The organism is Xanthomonas sp. SS, from assembly GCF_014236835.1.
Lineage (GTDB): Bacteria > Pseudomonadota > Gammaproteobacteria > Xanthomonadales > Xanthomonadaceae > Xanthomonas_A.
On the sequence record NZ_CP051190.1, the window covers coordinates 4,715,927 to 4,733,788 of the forward strand.

At 66.8% G+C, this 17,862-nt stretch carries 15 protein-coding genes and 1 pseudogene; 9 read left to right on the top strand and 7 right to left on the bottom strand.

The features are described 5' to 3' along the window. Positions 1-379: 379 nt before the first annotated feature. From HEP74_RS19975 to HEP74_RS19995, 5 genes are all read right to left on the bottom strand, one after another. Positions 380-778 (bottom strand): SymE family type I addiction module toxin, encoded by a 399-nt coding sequence (locus HEP74_RS19975; protein WP_185814342.1) that lies wholly within the window; start codon positions 776-778, stop codon positions 380-382. 541 nt (positions 779-1,319) lie between these two features. Continuing rightward, positions 1,320-2,771, bottom strand: a complete 1,452-nt coding sequence (locus HEP74_RS19980) for a P-loop ATPase, Sll1717 family (RefSeq protein WP_185814343.1) — start codon at positions 2,769-2,771, stop codon at positions 1,320-1,322. 3 nt (positions 2,772-2,774) lie between these two features. Further along, positions 2,775-3,614 carry a TSCPD domain-containing protein gene (locus HEP74_RS19985; RefSeq protein ID WP_185814344.1) on the bottom strand — a complete coding sequence of 280 codons (840 nt, stop codon included), beginning with the start codon at positions 3,612-3,614 and terminating at the stop codon, positions 2,775-2,777. 93 nt (positions 3,615-3,707) lie between these two features. Next, positions 3,708-4,427, bottom strand: a complete 720-nt coding sequence (locus HEP74_RS19990; protein WP_185814345.1) for a hypothetical protein — start codon at positions 4,425-4,427, stop codon at positions 3,708-3,710. Between the two features lie 194 nt (positions 4,428-4,621). Beyond that, the gene (locus HEP74_RS19995) at positions 4,622-6,775 is read right to left on the bottom strand and encodes an adenosylcobalamin-dependent ribonucleoside-diphosphate reductase (protein WP_185814346.1); all 2,154 of its coding nucleotides are present in this window, start codon (positions 6,773-6,775) and stop codon (positions 4,622-4,624) included. Positions 6,776-7,248: 473 nt separating this feature from the next. Here HEP74_RS19995 and HEP74_RS20000 point away from each other — a divergent pair, with 473 nt between their 5' ends. The 7 genes and pseudogenes from HEP74_RS20000 (at position 7,249) to HEP74_RS20030 (ending at position 14,078) form a co-directional block, all read left to right on the top strand. After that, positions 7,249-8,694: a Do family serine endopeptidase gene (locus HEP74_RS20000; RefSeq protein ID WP_179569515.1), complete on the top strand. Its 1,446-nt coding sequence runs from the start codon at positions 7,249-7,251 to the stop codon at positions 8,692-8,694. A 489-nt stretch (positions 8,695-9,183) separates the two neighbouring features. Next, a complete protein-coding gene (locus HEP74_RS20005) occupies positions 9,184-9,552 on the top strand; it encodes a hypothetical protein (protein ID WP_185814347.1) in 369 nt (122 codons plus the stop codon). A 5-nt stretch (positions 9,553-9,557) separates the two neighbouring features. Continuing rightward, on the top strand, positions 9,558-10,049 hold the full coding sequence (locus HEP74_RS20010; protein WP_185814348.1) for a phage holin family protein: 492 nt from the start codon (positions 9,558-9,560) through the stop codon (positions 10,047-10,049). Further along, positions 10,046-10,363 (top strand): annotated as a pseudogene (locus tag HEP74_RS20015) (hypothetical protein); the annotation flags it as partial. The gene HEP74_RS20010 and the pseudogene HEP74_RS20015, both read left to right, overlap by 4 nt. A gap of 305 nt (positions 10,364-10,668) precedes the next feature. Beyond that, complete coding sequence (locus tag HEP74_RS20020; RefSeq protein WP_185814350.1) at positions 10,669-11,790, top strand: AI-2E family transporter; 1,122 nt, start codon at positions 10,669-10,671, stop codon at positions 11,788-11,790. Positions 11,791-11,899: 109 nt separating this feature from the next. Continuing rightward, positions 11,900-12,634, top strand: a complete 735-nt coding sequence (locus HEP74_RS20025; RefSeq protein ID WP_185814351.1) for an HAD family hydrolase — start codon at positions 11,900-11,902, stop codon at positions 12,632-12,634. A gap of 73 nt (positions 12,635-12,707) precedes the next feature. Further along, complete coding sequence (locus HEP74_RS20030) at positions 12,708-14,078, top strand: leucyl aminopeptidase family protein (RefSeq protein ID WP_185814352.1); 1,371 nt, start codon at positions 12,708-12,710, stop codon at positions 14,076-14,078. 496 nt (positions 14,079-14,574) lie between these two features. Here the strand turns inward: HEP74_RS20030 and HEP74_RS20035 are convergent, their stop codons facing one another. Continuing rightward, positions 14,575-15,321 (bottom strand): anti-sigma factor family protein, encoded by a 747-nt coding sequence (locus HEP74_RS20035; RefSeq protein ID WP_185814353.1) that lies wholly within the window; start codon positions 15,319-15,321, stop codon positions 14,575-14,577. Then, complete coding sequence (locus HEP74_RS20040; RefSeq protein ID WP_185814354.1) at positions 15,318-15,830, bottom strand: RNA polymerase sigma factor; 513 nt, start codon at positions 15,828-15,830, stop codon at positions 15,318-15,320. The genes HEP74_RS20035 and HEP74_RS20040 overlap by 4 nt, the downstream gene beginning before the upstream one ends. A 252-nt stretch (positions 15,831-16,082) precedes the next feature. Between HEP74_RS20040 and HEP74_RS20045 the strand changes: the two genes are divergently transcribed. Together HEP74_RS20045 and HEP74_RS20050 are read left to right on the top strand one after the other, a co-directional pair. Next, positions 16,083-17,183, top strand: coding sequence for a catalase family peroxidase (locus HEP74_RS20045; protein ID WP_185814355.1), 1,101 nt, complete (start codon positions 16,083-16,085; stop codon positions 17,181-17,183). Further along, entirely contained in the window at positions 17,180-17,764 is a 585-nt protein-coding gene (locus tag HEP74_RS20050) for a cytochrome b (protein ID WP_185814356.1), read from the top strand. The genes HEP74_RS20045 and HEP74_RS20050 overlap by 4 nt, the downstream gene beginning before the upstream one ends. The last annotated feature ends 98 nt before the right edge of the window (positions 17,765-17,862 follow it).

The following is a 17,862-nucleotide window of genomic DNA, read 5'->3' on the forward strand; positions in this document are numbered from 1 at the left end:
TTTGTTGCAAATTCTGAGACGGCCAAAACTTTTTTGCTGGCCGGCCGCCCCGCTACCGGCCAACAAGCGGTGGGAGCCACGCCTCAGCCACCGGCCACTCCAGCAAGGTCCACCGCCCTGCCTAGCCCATCGCTGGAGTCGAGCCGCAGGCAGCCAACTGGAGACTGGAAACTCAAAGGTCGAGCGCCGGGTGCTCCCTGCCAAATCAAAACTTGTCCATCGTCTGGACCAATGCTTGTGCCCATTGTTCGTGTCGCGCGCACGAACGATGGGCGCGTGGCTATAAAACCAAAACCACGCGGCAACTCCCAATGCTGACTGGCAATCCGACTCGCGCCCGACCAGCACCGACACGCACTCGATCAGTCGGCGCGATGGCTCAGCACCGCTTGGCGTTCGGCACGGGCGTGATCACCAACGCGCCATCGACGATGGCGATCTGCGGCTTGCTACCCGGCGCGAATCCCAAGGCTTCCAGCCACTGGCCGCTCAAGCGCAGGGTGGGAATGCGCTGGCTCTGCCGGTGGCCGTCCACCATCACGTCGTGGCAGGTGTAGCCAATGGTGCACTGCGTGGGTTGATGCGGACGCGGCGCGCGCTTGCGCGGCAGTTCGTCTTCCGTCAGGACCGGATTGAACAGCGTGGTGTACGTCAGGTCGCCGAGCGGGACGCGCGGCATCGGGCCGGGGACGAAAGGCGTGGCGGGCGACGGCGTGGCATCGCGGGTACGGCGACGGGAGGACGGGTTACTCGTGGGTGCGGTTGCTTTGCGGGACATAGACGACTTCTCCTGAGTTGAAAGAAGTCCGCCCACTGCTGCCAAGCAGGGTGGCGGACGGTACGGGTTGGCAGACCGGACTCAGGGACCGGCAGGCCTTGCGGCCTCCACGTACCGCCCGCCATGAAGCATGCGAGCTAATCGCCCACGATAACGCCCGGGCAACAAAAAAGCGCCGGGCATCGAAGATGGGCGCTGGTGCGCCTGAGTGGTCGGGCTGCCAAGCCCGGCTGCGTGATTTAACGCAGCGATTCAATTTTGTTCTTTGCCAAACCCTGCGTCAACGACTTTTGTAGACAGAAATTCAGGCTATACATAAATAGAAAATCTACTCTGAGCCCGGTATTCGGACCACGGCATTCGGTTCTCTAGAAGGGAACAGAACAAGTACTTGACTGGACCGCTTTCGGCGGCGCAAAGACGGTTGCGCATGCTAGACAATGCAAGAAAACCGCAGTTAACCTAGCAAAACTGGCACACCTGCCGTGGCTTCAAATGCTTCGAAGGTGAAGCCCGGCAAGGTTATTCAGAGTTAAATTCTCTAGTCAGTCAATGCTAACTGCTGGAATATATCAGCCAAAGAATCGGGCTGAAGCGCCCATCTATAAGCAGGATGAATCTCCCAGGCGAAACCAAAATCAGCAAAATTTGAAGATAAATACCTATTTTCTTCGAAGTATCGCCTTACAACCGATTCATCAGGCATGTCCTTTCTCGCCACAAGAAAATTAATTTTGTACATGAAGGCAGCCAAGGCCTTTTCATCCGCAACCTTCCCATTCGAGAACTGAAACTTTCCCATTTGGGAAATGCCTCTAATCTTCTCAAGAAGCTTGTCAGTCTGATATACGTAACCCGACCGCGCTTGCCTCTCCCTTTTATTAGGCTTCATGTTGACTAGGAGTCGCTCTATCTCAGGGAGCTCAAATCGGAATTCATTCACGGTATCTTGAATTCGCCCCTGTGAATATTCGTCAAAGATTGCCTTAAAATCAGATGTCGAAATCTTATCACCCCCTCGATTGCGAGTCTCTCGTGCAGCAAGCGTTAGTAGCTTAACAAGGTCCCTCGGACGTTTCCTTATTAGGGACATCAGCACGCGATAAATTGGTGCGTTACGCCACTTACCTTCACCACTAAAGCGACCCTCCATCACCTTAGTTAACGTCTCAGCCAGCTGAGTTTGCTTTAGCGTAACCAAAACCTTTTCATCACCAACCTCCCCAAAGAAGGTACGTATACGCTTAACTAACAACGCAAATATTTCGTGATTATTCCAAGCATGCCAAATAACAGACCCTTCAATCTTATCTGTAGATTCATCTGACGTCCGAACTAAGTAGTAAACATCCGACCGAAGAGAAATTTTAAAGCTCAGCCCTCTATTGTCAGCCGCCAAATCCCTAACTGCATTAAGGAGAGCCGATATTCGATGTATATCGTGCGGACGCCCCTGCCAGCCACGATCCAAGTCATCTATGTAGATGCTTACACACTTATACTTCAAAAAGTGTTGAAGTACATTTTTCTTCACCCCTCCAACAAGAGGCTTCTTTTCTTCAAAGAATGCTGCAACCGCATTTAGCAATTGACCACCAACCAGAGCAGCCTTATTAAGAGCAGTGTTCTCAAACCCAAAGCCAGTAACGATCTTCTCTCCGATTATGGAGACTAGCCCCTCTTTCCAATCTCGAATAGCCCGAATGAAGTCCCCCGTATCGGAGCCAATTCCGACTATGTCGTCAGGCCTGATGAGAACTGTGAGCCTTCCCTGCTCCTCTGCTTCCGCCATCGCGACCTTGAATAAGGCCGACTTACCGACACCCTTATGCCCGACAAGAATTCGAAATGGAAGTTCGGACGTTACTTGCTCATAGGTATCGTTTTTAAAATAGTATTCGCGAAGCCGTTCAATATCTTCGCTCTCTGCGGCTTCGTGACCAAAAATTCGCTGAATCTCAAGCTCAGAAAAAGTAAGCGCCTTTATATTCATAGCTCACCCACACTTCGAATAACCACAATTCAAACAAGTAGCACACCCGTCCATGATGACCAAGGCCTTGGTGTTGCACTTGTGGCACATCGTGGCCGACGGCGGGAAACTCGCGCCGTCGCCGGTGACGGCGATGTCTTCTTCGTGGTCGGCGGTTGAGTCGGTCGAAACCGTACCCTCATCCGCCCTTCGGGCACCTTCTCCCGCAGGAGAAGGAACAGCCGGCTTCATTTCATTGTTTTTTTTTGAGCGGTCTTCGTACTGCTTGCGTTTTTCGTTGATCAGCGCGCGCTGGTGGTCGCTCATCTCCGGGTCGTGCAGCAGGCCGATGGACTTCATGTGCTCTTCGACGATGCTGCCCAGTTCGGCGACCAGCGAGGGCATGTACACGCCGCCGGCCTTGAAGTAACCGCCCTTGGGGTCGAACACGGCCTTCATCTCGTCGACCAGGAAGGTGACGTCGCCGCCCTTGCGGAACACGGCGGACATGATGCGGGTCAGCGCCACGATCCACTGGAAGTGTTCCATGGACTTGGAGTTGACGAAGATCTCGAACGGGCGGCGCAGTTCGTGCTCGGTGCCGGCGTTGAGCACGATGTCGTTGAGGGTCACGTACATGGCGTGTTCCACCAACGGCGATTTGATCTTGTAGGTGCTGCCGATCAGCACGTCCGGGCGCTCGATGCGCTCGTGCATGTGGATGATGTTGTCCACCGGCACTTCGGCCTCGGCGGTGGCGCGGTCGATCGACGCGGCGGGCACCGGTGGCGCCGCTTCGCGCGCCTTGTCTTCGGCGGTGACGACGGCGTAGCCCTTGATTTTCTTGTCGATCTTGACGGCCATGATGCGTTCCTGATGTGCGTGTCGTGTTGGGGCGTGCGTCCCTCGCCCTGCCCCTCTCCCGCGAACGGGAGAGAGGATGCAGCGTGGGACGGCTTACTTCCGGGCGCGGGTGGCCGCGGCCTTCTTGCCGGCGCTCTTGCGCACGGCGGTCTTCTTCGTTGCGGCGGTCTTCTTGGCGACCTTGGCGGTGCTCTTCTTGGCGGCCTTGGCGACCTTCTTCACTGCCTTCTTGGCGACGGCCTTGCGCGCGCCGACGCTCTTCTTGACCGCGGTCTTCTTGGCGGCCACCGACTTCTTGGCCACGGCCTTCTTCGCGGCGACCTTCTTGACCGCCTTCTTCGGCGCGGCCTTCTTCGCTACCGACTTCTTCGCTACCGCCTTCTTGGCCGGCGCCTTCTTCACTGCGGCCTTCTTGGTCGCGGTCTTCTTGGCGGCGGCTTTCTTGGCCGGGGCCTTCTTCGCAGCCGCCTTCTTGGCGGTCTTCTTGCCGGCCTTCTTCAGCGCGGCGGCTTCGGACTGGGCGCTGGCCTTGGCCGCTTCCAGTTTCTTGCGCGCGTTGGCGACGGTCTTCTTCACCGACTTGCCGGCCTTCTCTGCGCGCTTGGCCACGGCCTTCTCGGCCTTCTTGACCGCCTTGCGGGTCTTGGCGACCTGGTCCTGCACGCGCTTCTGCACGTTCCCGGCGGTCTGCTTGACGCTGGCGACGGCATCGCTGGCGGTGGCGGCGATCGCGTCGCCCATGTTGCTGGCGGTCTCTTTTACGTTTTCGGCGACTTGCGTCAGCGTCGCCGTCACACCATTACCGTTGCTCATAAAAAACCCTCCTCAGGGTGTCAGTGTTTATGTAACGCGGGCGATGCTATACCGATTGGCGTGAAGCGTGGAACCGGATGCGACGGCAAACGACGCGCGGTGGGGAAGCGTTGGGGAAAGCCCGCATGCCGCTTCCCCGATTTCCCCGCCGCCGCCATGTCCCCCGCCGCTGCGGGAGACACAAAACCTGGCCTTCAGAACTTGCCGTAATACCCTTCTTTCAGGGCGTCGAACAGGTTGGCGGCGGTGTGCATTTCGCCGTCGTATTCGATCTGCTCGTTGCCCTTCACTTCCACCATGCTGCCGTCTTCCAGTTCGAAGCGGTAGGTGGTGTTCTCCAGGTCCGCTTCCTTGACCAGCACGCCCTGGAAGGCGGCCGGGTTGAAGCGGAACGTGGTGCAGCCCTTCAACCCCTGCTGGTGCGCGTAGCGGTAGATGTCCTTGAACTGCTCGTAGGGGTAGTCGGTGGGGACGTTGGCGGTCTTGGAGATGGAGCTGTCCACCCACTTCTGCGCCGCGGCCTGCACGTCCACGTGTTCCTTGGGGTGGATGTCGTCGGCGGAGATGAAGTAGTCCGGCAGCTGCGCGTCGGCGGCCTCGGCGAACGGCATCGCCTTGGCGTTGACCAGGTGGCGGTAGGCCAGCAGTTCGAAGGAGAACACGTCCACCTTCTCCTTGGACTTCTTGCCTTCGCGGATCACGTTGCGGCTGTAGTGGTGGGCGAAGCTGGGCTCGATGCCGTTGGAGGCGTTGTTGGCCAGGCTCAGCGAGATGGTGCCGGTGGGGGCGATGGAGCTGTGGTGGGTGAAGCGCGCGCCCACTTCGGCCAGTTCGTCCACCAGTTCCGGCGCCACTTCGGCGATGCGCTGCATGTAGCGGCTGTACTTGGCGTGCAGCAGCTTGCCTTCGATCTGCTGGCCCACGCGCCAACCGTCCTTGGCCATTTCCGGGCGCTGGCGCAGCATGGCGGCGGTGACGGCGAAGGTCTCCTGCATGATCGGCGCCGGGCCTTTTTCCTTGGCCAGGGTCAGGGCGGTTTCCCAGCCGGCCACGGCCATTTCGCGGGCGATGGCTTCGGTGAATTCGCACGAGGCGGCGCTGCCGTACTTCATCTGCAGCATGGTCATGGTCGAGCCCAGGCCGAGGAAGCCCATGCCGTGGCGGCGCTTGCGCAGGATCTCGTCGCGCTGCTGCTGCAGCGGCAGGCCGTTGACCTCGACCACGTTGTCGAGCATGCGGGTGAACACGCGCACCACTTCCTTGTACTCCTCCCAGTCGAAGCGCGCCTGCGCGGTGAACGGGTCGCGCACGAAGTTGGTGAGGTTGATCGAGCCGAGCAGGCAGGCGCCGTACGGCGGCAGCGGCTGCTCGCCGCACGGGTTGGTGGCGCGGATGTTCTCGCACCACCAGTTGTTGTTCATTTCGTTGACGCGGTCGATCAGGATGAAGCCCGGCTCGGCGTAGTCGTAGGTGGAGACCATGATCATGTCCCACAGGTGGCGGGCGCGGATCTGCCCGTACACCTTGCACGCGACCAGGCCGTCGTCGCGCACGATGTAGTTGCTGTGGGTGGGCCAGTCGCGCCAGACCACGTCGGTGGCGCTGGTCAGGTCGATGTCGGCCTCTTCCTTGCGGTTCACCGGGAACACCAGCGGCCAGTCGGCGTCGGTCTCCACCGCCTGCATGAAGCCGTCGGTGATCAGCAGCGACAGGTTGAACTGGCGCAGGCGCCCGTCCTCGCGCTTGGCGCGGATGAAGTCCTTCACGTCCGGGTGCGACACGTCGAAGGTGCCCATCTGCGCGCCGCGGCGGCCGCCGGCCGAGGACACGGTGAAGCACATCTTGTCGAAGATATCCATGAACGACATCGGCCCGGAGGTGTAGGCGCCGGCGCCGGCCACGAACGCGCCGCGCGGGCGCAGCGTGCTGAACTCGTAGCCGATGCCGCAGCCGGCCTTGAGGGTCAGGCCGGCTTCGTGGACCTTCTCCAGGATGCCGTCCATCGAGTCGGTGACGGTGCCCGACACGGTGCAGTTGATGGTGCTGGTGGCCGGCTTGTGTTCCAGCGCGCCGGCGTTGGAGGTGATGCGCCCGGCCGGGATCGCACCGCGGCGCAGCGCCCAGGCGAAGCGTTCGAACCAGTAGGCGCGCTTTTCCTCGGTGGCCTCGGCATCGGCCAGCGCGCGCGCCACGCGCTGGTAGGTGCCGTCGATGTCGGCATCCAGCGGGTCGCCCTGCTTGGTCTTCAGGCGGTATTTCTTGTCCCAGATATCCTGCGACGCAGGCTGCATCGGGATGGGGTTCTGCTTGGACTCGGTCTGGACGACTTCCAGGCGCACCGTGCTCATTCTTTTCTGTTCTCCTCGAACCTGTCCCGATGGGGCGGATGGGGGTGGCCGTCCGCCGTGTCTCTTATTTGTATGCGGTTTGCGCTGCGCGACGACGACAGCCGCGGCAGCGCGCGCGGCGCCGCCCTTCGGCCGAATGGGAATGCATAGGGCGTTCGACCGCCCGTCTCACGTTCACGCCATGCGTCACTGCGTGCGCCCCCTGGGGTATCGACCCCAGCGAAAACCCCAGTAGTTGGGTTGCTTTGACGTCTTACCGCTACATGTAGTGGCAAAACGAAGTGCCCACGCTAACCCTGGGCGGGCCCGCTGTCAACGCCGAAACCGGGTGGTTCGGCGCCTCCGTACGCCGCCGTGGGTTTGCCCGGCGCCGGGCTTTCACTGGCGGTTAAACGCCGCGCGTTCATCTTGATTTATGCGCCTCGGCGCCCATCTGCCTTGCGTCCCCCGCCGCGTCATCCGGAACCCGACCCATGCGACCGCTGCCCACGCTGCTGACCCTGACCGCCGCCGCTGCCTTCGGCGGTTTCGCCGCCACCGCGATCAACGCGCACCTGGACAACCGCGCCGAGGCCGCGCCCGCCCCCGCCGCGCCGGTGGCGCAAACGGTGGCCGGCAGCGCCGCCTTGCCGGCCTCGGTGGCCGGGCAGCCGCTGCCGTCACTGGCGCCGATGCTGCAGCAGACCATGCCGGCGGTGGTCAGCATCAACACCAAGCAGGTGGTGCGGGTGCGCAATCCGTACTTCAACGACCCGTTCTTCCGCCGCCTGTTCCCGGACATCCCGCAGGAGCGGATCAACGAGTCGCTGGGCTCGGGCGTGATCATCGACGCCAAGAACGGCTATGTGCTGACCAACCACCACGTGGTGGAGAACGCCGACGACGTGCAGGTGACCCTGGCCGACGGGCGCAGCTTCAAGGCCGAGTTCATGGGCTCGGACGCGGACACCGACGTGGCGCTGATCCGGATCAAGGCCGACAAGCTCACCGAGATCCGCCTGGGCGACAGCAGCAAGCTGCGCGTGGGCGATTTCGTGGTGGCGATCGGCAACCCGTTCGGTTTCACCCAGACGGTGACCTCGGGCATCGTTTCGGCGATGGGCCGCAACGGCATCCGCGGCCTGGGCTACCAGAACTTCATCCAGACCGACGCCTCGATCAACCCGGGCAACTCCGGCGGCGCGCTGGTGGACCTGCACGGCGAGCTGGTCGGCATCAACACCGCCAGCTTCAACCCGCAGGGCAGCATGGCCGGCAACATCGGCCTGGGCCTGGCGATCCCGTCGAACCTGGCGCGGGCGGTGGTCGAGCAGTTGCTGAAGAACAACGGGGTGATGATCCGCGGCACCTTCGGCATCGAGACCCAGAACCTGACCGCGCAGATGGCGCAGGGCCTGGGCCTGGACGCGCCGCGCGGCGCGCTGGTGACGCGGGTGCTGACCGGTTCGGCGGCGGCCGGCGCGGGGCTGCAGCCCGGTGACGTGGTGGTGGGCGCCAACGGCGAACGGCTGGACAGCGCCGAGGCGTTGCACAACTACGAAGGCCTGCAGCCGGTGGGCAGCACGGTGACGCTGGACGTGCGCCGCGACGGCAAGCCGCTGCAGATCAAGGCCACCTTGAAGGAGCAGCCGCGTGCGGTGAGCGGCGAGTCGCTGGACCCGCGGCTGGGCGGCGCCAGCTTCACCGACCTGCCCGAATCGCTGCGCCAGTCCGGCATCAACGGGGTACTGGTCGGGACCGTGGCGCGCGGCAGCCGCGCGGCGCGCAATGGCTTGGCCAGCGGCGACATCGTGATGGCCGCCTCCACCGGCGAGTTCGCCGACCTGGCCAGCTTCCGCGCCAATTTCGCGCGCAAGCCGGCGCAGTTGGTGCTGCGCGTGGTGCGTGGCGGGGCGCAGGCGGATTTGTTGATGCAGTGAGGTGGGTGCGGGGCGGCGGCGCTGATCGGTTCCGGGAGCGGCCAGGTTTGCGGCTCCGCTCGTCGCGGCTGAAGCCGCTCCTACAAAAAGCCGTCGGCCATCCGGCCGGGTGCACTGTAGGAGGGGCTTCAGCCCCGACAGGATCCGAGACGGGCTACGTCTTCCGCTTCCGCTCGTCGCGACTGAAGTCGCTCCCACAAAAAGCGTGCGGCCGTCTGGCTGGGTGCACTGTGGGAGGGGCTTCAGCCCCGACGCGGTCCGGTTGCCGGCGAGGTCTGCCACTCCGTTCGTCGCGGCTGAAGCCGCTCCTACAGAAAGCCTGGGTGCGCGGGGCGCGCTGTACTTGGACATAATGCGAGCCACCAAGATGTACGCGTGCCGCCCGGGCCTAACAAGCTCTACACCGCGTCGATGCTATTTGTCTCGATCGCGATCCGCGAACCGCCTGCCGCGCGCAGGTATGCCCCTACCACCGTCAGGAGACACGCGATGAATGCCAACCCCACCAATACCGAAAACCTCAAGGACAACCTCAGCGAAGCCGGTTCGCACCTGAAGTCGGCCGCCAGCTACGCCGGCGACGCGATCAAGGGCGCCGCCGGTGCCGCGGGCGACGAGCTGAAGCTGGGCAAGGCCAACGTCAAGGCCGAGCTGTCCGACAGCGCGCTGTCCGGGCTGGCCGCTGCCGAGTTCGGCGGTGCCGCGGCGAAGGAGCAGGTCGATGTGCTGCTGGACAAGGGCCGCGATCTGATCGACAGCGCCGCCGAGCTGATCCGCGAGCGCCCGCTGGCTTCGTTCGGCGTGGCCTTCGCCACCGGCTGGATCATCGCCAAGCTGGCGCGCAGCAGCGACAAGTAAGCCACGTGAGCGACGAGCAGGCCCGCGACGGCGCCGCCGCGCCCGATCCAGCGGAGGCCGAACAGCCCTCGCTGGAGCAATCGTTCCGCGAGTTCGGCCAGGCCGGCCGCGAGGGCCTGAACGCCACGCTGGAAGCCAGCCGCGCGCTGCGCAAGCTGGTGGTGGCGGATCTGGCCCTGGCGCGTGCGGCCCTGGCGCGGGCGCTGGTGTGGCTGACCATCGCGGTGTCGTTCGGCGCGTCGGCATGGATGCTGCTGATGGGCGCGTTGATCGCGGTGCTGCAGCGGCTGGGTTGGTCGTGGCTGGCGTCGATCTCGGCGACCGCTGCGTTCAGTCTGGTGGTCACCGCCCTGGGCGCCTGGCAGGCGCTGCGCTATTTCGAGATGAGCAAGCTCGACGCCACCCGCCGCCAGCTGGCGAAGCTGGGGATCGGTGGCGACGACGACGAGGATCATGCCGGCGGCAACGCAGCCGCGGCCAGCGAGACGCGCCGATGAAATTCGATCAACTGCAGCACCGCATCGCCCGCGCCGAGACGGTGCTGGAAGGCCGCCAGCAGCAGATGCAGACGCAGTGGACCACGCTGCAGCGGGTCTGGCGCGAAGGCTGGACGCCGCTGCGCATCGTCGCGGTGGGGTTGGGCGCCGGTTTTCTGGCCGGACGCGCCGAGCCGGCGGCGGCGATCGGCAAGCTTGGCGGCGCGCGCTGGCTGCAGATGCTCAGCGCGGTCTCCAGCCTGCTGACCGCGACCAAGGTCAAGGAAGCCTCCGACCAGGCCGAACGCGCGGCGGACACCGCGCAGGATGCGGCCGAGGCGGTCGAGACGCCCGCGGCCGCAGGCGTGCCGCGGCCGCCGTTTGCGCCCGTTGCGCCCGTCGTGGCCACCGCGCCGGTCGATGCGCCGTTCGCCGCATCGCCGCAGGCGCCGCCGCGCGCGGCCGAAGCGGCCACCGACGTCTCCGAACGCTGAGCGTCGCGTCGCGACCCGCTGCGGTCGCCACGCCGCCTTCATACCGCGCAGGCCAGGATCGGCCTACACTCCGCTTCCCCTTTTTGTGCCGAACGGCGCGTGTCCAGCGGACGCGTGCCGGGGCCACCGTACGCAGCGCAGGTCCGATGAGCACTCTCTCCGAATCCGTGGCCGACGCCGGCGACGTGGCACCGCCCCCCGAGGACGCCTTCCCGCCACCGCCCGCACCGCGCCCGCGCGGACCGATGTCGTTGGTGGTGCTGGCGACGCTGGCGGTGGGCTACACCTTGTGGGCGGCGCAGGAGGTGATCCTGCCGGTGCTGCTGGCCGCGTTCTTCGCCCTGGTCGGCAATCCGATCCTGCGCGGGCTGCGGCGGCTGTACGTGCCGCGCTTCCTTGGCGCGCTGCTGGTGCTGCTGTCGGGCATGGCGGTGGCCACGGCGCTGACCATGCAGTTGGCCGGGCCGGCCGCCGAGTGGGTGCAACAGGCGCCCGGGCAGATGCGCCACATCGCCACCCAGGTGCGCGACCTGACCAAGCCGATGCAGCAGGCCAACCAGGCGGCGGAGAATTTCGCGCGCGCCGCCGGCGGCGACAACGGCCGCCGCGTGCAGGTGATCCGCACCCAGCTGGACGATCCGTACAAGGCGCTGGTGCGCACCCCGCGGCTGGCCGCCTCGGCGCTGGCGGTGGTATTGCTGACGTTCTTCTTCATGGTGTTCGGCGAGAACCTGCAGCGGCATGCGATCGCGCTGCTGCCGAACCGCCAGCAGCAGAAATTCACCACCGACATCCTGCGTTCGATCGAGCGCGAGGTGTCGCGCTACGTGCTGACCATCAGCGTCATCAACACCCTGGTCGGGCTGATCTTCGCCGGCATCCTGGTGCTGCTGAAGATTCCGCTGCAGGAAGCGCTGCTGTGGGGCACGGTGGTGGCGCTGCTGAACTTCGCCCCGTACGTGGGCCCGCTGATCGGCGCGATCCTGATGCTGCTGATGGGCTTCGTGGAGTTCCGCGATCCGCTGAGCGCGGCGCTACCGGCGATCCTGTACCTGGCGCTGCACATGCTCGAAGGCCAGGTGGTGACGCCGATCGTGCTCGGCCGGCGCATGGCGATCTCGCCGCTGATGCTGATCCTGGCGCTGATGCTGTTCGGCTGGCTGTGGGGCATGATCGGGCTGCTGCTGGCGGTGCCGCTGCTGGTGTGCATCAAGATGGTGCTGGCGCGGGTGGAAGGCATGCAGCGCTGGGCCAGGTTGCTGGAATGAGTGGCGGGACTGGGGACTCGGGACTTCGGACTCGGAAAAGCGGTCGGCGCGGCGCTGGCGGCGCGCGTGTCTACCTAGGGCGACGGTCGCTGCGGCGGGTTCGCGTAAAATGTTGCGAGTGACTTCCTTGCCTTCCTTCCCCGTTCGCGCGATCACGCTGGACCTGGACGACACGCTGTGGCCGTTCGCGCCGATCGGCGCGCGCATCGAGCAGGTGTTGCACGACTGGCTGCTGCAGCACAGTCCGCGCACCGCCGAGCGGTTCCCGATCGCGGCGATGCGGCAGCTGCGCGATGAGGTGTTCGCCGCGCATCCGCACCTGGTCCACGACCTGAGCGAGATGCGCCGGCTGACCCTGCGCCGCGCGCTGCGCGACAGCGGCGCCGACGAGGCGCTGGTGGAGCCGGCGTTCGCGGTGTTCTATGCCGCGCGCAACCAGGTGGAGTGCTATCCGGACAGCATCGCCGCGCTGCAGCGGATCGCCGCGCGGATGCCGGTGGTGGCGCTGAGCAACGGCAACGCCGACCTGGCCACGATCGGCCTGGCCTCGCATTTCGCGTTCCAGCTCAGCGCGCGCGAACACGGTGCGGCCAAGCCGGACCCGAGCATCTTCCACGCCGCCTGCGCGCGCCTGGGCGTGCCCTGTGCGGAGGTACTGCACGTCGGCGACCACATCGAGATGGACGTGGTCGGCGCGATGCAGGCCGGGCTGCGCGGTTGCTGGATCAACCGCGACGCGCAGGCCTGGCATCCGCCCACGCCGCCGGACCTGCACTTCGATACCCTCACCGGCCTGGCCGACTGGCTGGACGCCACGCAGCCGGCCCTCGGCGCGCGCGCATGAGCGCCGCCCGCTGCCGCCTCTTCGCCCTGGCCGCGCGCCGCGCCGGCCGCGCCCGCCCCACAAGGACCCGCTGATGTCCCTGCCTTCCGGCTTCACCGATGCCTCCCCCCACGCGCTGCCGCTGCATGTGCTGGACCGCGAACGCCTGGCCGAATGGCGCGCCGCGCAGGCGCCGGCCTGGGTGGCGTGGCTGGACGCGCAGCAGTTCGTGGCCGCCCCCGGCACGGTGCTGTTGCTGCCCGGCGCGGATGGCGTGGCCGCGGCGGTGCTGGGTGTGGGCGACCGCGGCGATGCCTATGCCTACGCGCACGCGCCGCACGCGCTGCCGGCCGGCAGCAGCTGGCGGCTGGCCAGCGCGCTGAGCGAGGAGGAGCAGGCCGCGCTGCACCTGGGCTGGGGCCTGGGCAGCTACCGCTTCGCCCGCTACAAGCAGCCGACGCGGGTGCCGGCGCAGCTGCTGGCCACGCCGAGCGCGGAGGTGTGCGACCAGCTGGAGGCGTGCGTGCGCGTGCGCGACTGGGTCAACACGCCGGCCGAGGACATGGGGCCGGACCAGCTGGAAGCGGCCGCGCGCGCGATCGCCGACGCGCACGGCGCGCAGTGCGAAAGCATCGTTGGCGAAGAGTTGCTGCTGCGCAACTTCCCGGCGATCCACGCGGTCGGCCGCGCCTCGCACCGCGCGCCGCGGCTGATCGTGCTGCGCTGGGGCGAAGACGCGCACCCGCACGTGGCGCTGGTCGGCAAGGGCGTGTGCTTCGACACCGGCGGCCTGGATCTGAAACCGGCCGACGGCATGCGCCACATGAAGAAGGACATGGGCGGCGCGGCGCATGCGCTGGCGCTGGCCGGGCTGGTGATGGCGCAGCGGCTGCCGCTGCGGCTGACCGTGCTGCTCGCGGCGGTGGAGAACGCGGTCGGCCCGGACGCGTTCCGCCCCGGCGACGTGATCGCCACCCGCCAGGGCATCAGTGTGGAGATCGACAACACCGATGCCGAAGGCCGATTGGTGCTGTGCGACGCGCTGACCTACGCCAGCGAACAGGCGCCGGACGCGATCCTGGATTTCGCCACGCTGACCGGCGCGGCGCGGGTCGCGCTGGGGCCGGATCTGCCGGCGCTGTTTTCCAACGACGACGCGCTGGCGCAGGCCTGGATCGCCGCCGGCGAACGCAGCCGCGACCCGGTGTGGCGCATGCCGCTGTGGCGCCCGTACCTGCGCTACCTGACCAGCTCGATCGCCGACCTGGCCAACGCCGGCTCGCGCATGGCCGGCGCGGTGACCGCGGCGCTGTACCTGGAGCGCTTCGTGCCGGCGCGGCAGGCCTGGGCGCACCTGGACGTGTACGCCTGGAACGACAGCGACCGCCCCGGCCGCCCCGCCGGCGGCGAAGCGCTGGCACTGCGCTCGGCCTACGCGATGCTGAAGGCGCGCTACGCCGGGTAGGGTTTGGCGGGGTGTCGGGGTCTACCGACACTGTCCGGCCACGGCACCTCCATCGCTTCGCTCGTCGCGGCTGAAGCCGCTCCCACAAGGGGCTTGCGGCTTGCTCGCAGCGTGCATTGTAGGAGCGGCTTCAGCCGCGACAGACAAGCAAAATAGCCGGGTTACTGACTTCGTTGGTCGCGGCTGAAGCCGCTCCTACAGGAACAGGAACTTGCAGCCTGTTCGCTGGGTGCCCTGTGGGAGGGACTTCAGTCCCGACGCGGTCCGGTCGCGGCATCTTCACCCCTTCGCTCGTCGCGACTGAAGTCGCTCCCACAAGGAATTTGCGGCTCTCTTGCAGGGTGCACTGTAGGAGCGGCTTCAGCCGCGACAGAAAAGCAAAATCGCCGGGTTACTGACTTCGTTGGTCGCGGCTGAAGCCGCTCCTACAGGAGCTCGCGGACGCCCGCTGGGGTGCACTGTGGAAGGGACTTCAGTCCCGACGCCTTCTGCTGGCTCAGCCCTGCCCGCGCAGCAGCGGGGCGATCTGGCGCATGCGGGTCTGCGTGGCCGGGCCGACCAGGGCGAAGGCGGTGTTTCCTTCGGACCAGTACTGCGCCAGCAGGCGGCCGTCGCGGCGCTCGCCGTTGCCGAGGCGGGCGCTGCGCGGACGCAGGTACAGGCCGATGCGCGCGCCGTCGGCGTCCTGGTAGACCAGCATCGCCGCGGCGCCTTCGGGGGTAGACAACAAGCGCCCGCCGCGCAGCGCGAAGCCCTGCGCCTGCAGGTCCGGCACCGCGCCGGCGGCGCCGAAATGGGTGCGCAGCCAGCCCTGCAAGGCCACCCGTCGCGCCGGGTCGAATTCCAGCGGCTGCTCGCCGTCGGCGAACAGGCGGTACGCGGCCACCGCGTCGGCCATCGGCAGGCGCTCGCCGCCGAGGCGACTGTCGCGCAGCTGCCAGCCAAGCGTGATGCCCAGGCCAAGCGTCAGCACGCAGCTGGCCGCCATGGCGGCCAGCGTGCGGCGCCGCTGGCGCACGCGGCGGCGCAGCGCGGGCACGGTCAATACCGGGTTGGCCGGCATCGCCTCCGCACCGGCCCAGGCCGCGCGCAGCGCGTCGGCGTCCTGTTTCCAGCCGGCCACGCGCGCGGCGTGCTCAGGATTGGCCTGCAGCCATGCGGCGACCTGCGCGCGCCGCGCAGGGTCCAGGCGGCCATCGACATAGGCGTGCAGGGTTTCGTCGTCGGGGCGCAGCACGGTCATTTGAGCACTCGCAAGGCAGGGTTGCCGCTGCGGCCTTCGCCGAGCTGGCGCAGTTTCTCGCGGGCGCGCGACAACCGCGACATCACCGTGCCGATCGGCAGGTCCAGCGCGGTGGCCGCGTCGCGGTAGCTGAAGCCTTCGACGCTGACCAGCAACAGCAACGCGCGCTGCTCGGCCGGCAGTTGCGCGAACGCCGCCAGCATCGCGCGGCCGTCGTGCACCTGTTCGGCGGATGGCGCCTGGGTCGGCTGCTGCGGCGCGAACAGGGCCAGCACCCGCTGCCAGCGCTGCGCGCGCCGGCGCGCGTCGACGAACTGCCGGTACACGATCGCGAACAGCCACGGCTGCAGCGCATCGGCGTCGCGGCGCGTGGACCAGCGCCGCAACGCGCGTTCCAGCGCCGCCTGCACCAGGTCGTCGGCACTGGCCGCATCGCCGCTCAGCGACTGGGCGAAGCGCCGCAATCGGGGCATCAGCGCACGCAGGGAATCGTCGTCGAGTTCGTCCATGGGCAGGGTGGCGTGCAGCGCTCGGGAAGGGGCAATCACAGGTAGGACGCACGGCGAGGCGGATTATTCCCTGGCCGGGGCGAGCCGCCCGTCTGGGCGGCGACATCCACGCGATTGTGCAGCCTGGCGGGCCGCAAGGAGCCGCCGGCGGCGAAAAAGCGCAACGCAAACGCCGAACAGGCGTCGCCTCGGGAATAGAACGCGGCGCCGGACGTCTCACTCCCAATCGCCAACGCCAAAGGAGTCGCCCCCATGTCCCATCCCGCTCCCACCCCGCCGCCGCGCCCGCGGCCCTGGCTGCCGCTGGCCGGCATTGCCGCCATCGCCGCCGCGCTCGCCGCCGCCTTCGCCTGGAGCGCGGGCTGGCTGGGCGGGCCGCAGCGGCTGACCGCGCAGCGCATGACCGACGCCATCGAGGCCGGCGGCCCGCCGCATCCGGGGTTTCGCCGCGCGCACAGCAAGGGCATGTGCGTGAGCGGGCATTTCGAGGGCAACGGCCAGGCCAGTGCGCTGTCCTCGGCGCGGGTGTTCGCCCAGGCCTCGGTGCCGGTGCTGGGGCGGCTGTCGATCGGCGGCGGCGATCCGCATGGCGCCGATGCCACGGCGCGGGTGCGCAGCATGGCGCTGCTGCTGCGCAGCGACGACGGCCAGCAGTGGCGCACGGCGATGAACAGCTTCCCGTTCTTCGTGGTGGCCACGCCGGAAGGCTTCATGGCGCAGACCCTGGCCGCGCAGCCGGACCCGGCCACCGGCAAGCCGGACCCGGCGAAGCTGGCCGCGTTCGTGCAACGCTATCCGGAAGCGAAGAAATTCCAGCAGTGGGCCAAGACCGCGCCGTGGTCGGACAGTTGGGCCAACACCCAGTACAACGGGGTCAACAGCTTCCGCTTCATCGCCGCCGACGGCAGCAGCCGCTTCGTGCGCTGGTCGATGCGGCCGCAGACCGCGTTCAAGGAACTGTCCGCGGCGCAGCGCGCGCAGGCCGATGCCGATTTCCTCGGCGAGGACCTGCAGGCGCGGCTGGCGCAAGGACCGCTGCGCTGGGACCTGGTGCTGACCGTGGCCGCGCCCGGCGACCCCGTAAACGATCCATCGCAGCCGTGGCCGCAGGGCCGGCAACAGGTGGTAGCCGGCACCCTGGTGCTCGACCACGCCGAGCCGCAGGCCACCGGCCCGTGCCGCGATCTGAACTATGACCCGTTGATCCTGCCGCGCGGCATCGCCGGTTCCGACGACCCGATCCTGGCCGCGCGCTCGGCGGTGTATTCGCACTCGTTCAACCGCCGCGAACGCGAGATCGGCCGCGGCCAGGCGCCGGATGCGACCGGCCAGGCGCATGGGGGTGCGCAATGAGCCGCGCCAACGCCTCCGGGCATTTCAACCTGACCGCGCGCCTGCTGCACTGGCTGATGGCGGCGATGATCCTGACCATGCTGTTCGTCGGCGTGGGCATGGTCGCCTCGGTGTCGCAGCGGCCGTGGCTGCTCGACCTGCACCGCCCGTTGGGCATCGCGATCTTGCTGCTGGCGATCGTGCGCCTGGGCAACCGCCTGCGCCATCGGCCGCCGCCGCTGCCGGCGGACCTGCCGTGGTGGCAGAAAACGGCGGCGCTGGCCTCGCACTGGTTGTTGTATGCGTTGATGCTGGCGATGCCGTTGTTGGGCTGGTCGATGCTGTCGGCCGGCGGCTATCCGATCGTGCTGTGGCCGGGCGCGCAGTTGCCGCCGATCGCGTCGCACAGCCCGGCGCTGTATGCCTTGCTGCGCAGCGCGCATGGGTGGCTGGCGTATCTGCTGTTCGCCACGGTGCTGGGGCATCTGTGCGCGGCGCTGTTCCATGCCTGGGTGCGCCGCGATGGGGTGTTTTCGAGCATGGCGCGGGGTGGTGCGGCGCCGGCGGTGGTGGACCAGGCAGCGTCGCGAGAACAGGGCTGAGGGTTTGCGATGTGCTGGTTGCGGGCTAGCGGGACGACTTCGGGTGGATCTGGACTATCGGCCGCGATGGGCGTGATCGGTAACGCGCATCGCGACTG

Excerpts from the sequence above, each read along its gene's own strand:
- HEP74_RS19975 (WP_185814342.1), bottom strand. The coding sequence starts at position 778 with ATGTCCCGCAAAGCAACCGCACCCACGAGTAACCCGTCCTCCCGTCGC.
- HEP74_RS19980 (WP_185814343.1), bottom strand. The coding sequence starts at position 2,771 with ATGAATATAAAGGCGCTTACTTTTTCTGAGCTTGAGATTCAGCGAATT.
- HEP74_RS19985 (WP_185814344.1), bottom strand. The coding sequence starts at position 3,614 with ATGGCCGTCAAGATCGACAAGAAAATCAAGGGCTACGCCGTCGTCACC.
- HEP74_RS19990 (WP_185814345.1), bottom strand. The coding sequence starts at position 4,427 with ATGAGCAACGGTAATGGTGTGACGGCGACGCTGACGCAAGTCGCCGAA.
- HEP74_RS19995 (WP_185814346.1), bottom strand. The coding sequence starts at position 6,775 with ATGAGCACGGTGCGCCTGGAAGTCGTCCAGACCGAGTCCAAGCAGAAC.
- HEP74_RS20000 (WP_179569515.1), top strand. The coding sequence starts at position 7,249 with ATGCGACCGCTGCCCACGCTGCTGACCCTGACCGCCGCCGCTGCCTTC.
- HEP74_RS20005 (WP_185814347.1), top strand. The coding sequence starts at position 9,184 with ATGAATGCCAACCCCACCAATACCGAAAACCTCAAGGACAACCTCAGC.
- HEP74_RS20020 (WP_185814350.1), top strand. The coding sequence starts at position 10,669 with ATGAGCACTCTCTCCGAATCCGTGGCCGACGCCGGCGACGTGGCACCG.
- HEP74_RS20025 (WP_185814351.1), top strand. The coding sequence starts at position 11,900 with ATGTTGCGAGTGACTTCCTTGCCTTCCTTCCCCGTTCGCGCGATCACG.
- HEP74_RS20030 (WP_185814352.1), top strand. The coding sequence starts at position 12,708 with ATGTCCCTGCCTTCCGGCTTCACCGATGCCTCCCCCCACGCGCTGCCG.
- HEP74_RS20035 (WP_185814353.1), bottom strand. The coding sequence starts at position 15,321 with ATGACCGTGCTGCGCCCCGACGACGAAACCCTGCACGCCTATGTCGAT.
- HEP74_RS20040 (WP_185814354.1), bottom strand. The coding sequence starts at position 15,830 with ATGGACGAACTCGACGACGATTCCCTGCGTGCGCTGATGCCCCGATTG.
- HEP74_RS20045 (WP_185814355.1), top strand. The coding sequence starts at position 16,083 with ATGTCCCATCCCGCTCCCACCCCGCCGCCGCGCCCGCGGCCCTGGCTG.
- HEP74_RS20050 (WP_185814356.1), top strand. The coding sequence starts at position 17,180 with ATGAGCCGCGCCAACGCCTCCGGGCATTTCAACCTGACCGCGCGCCTG.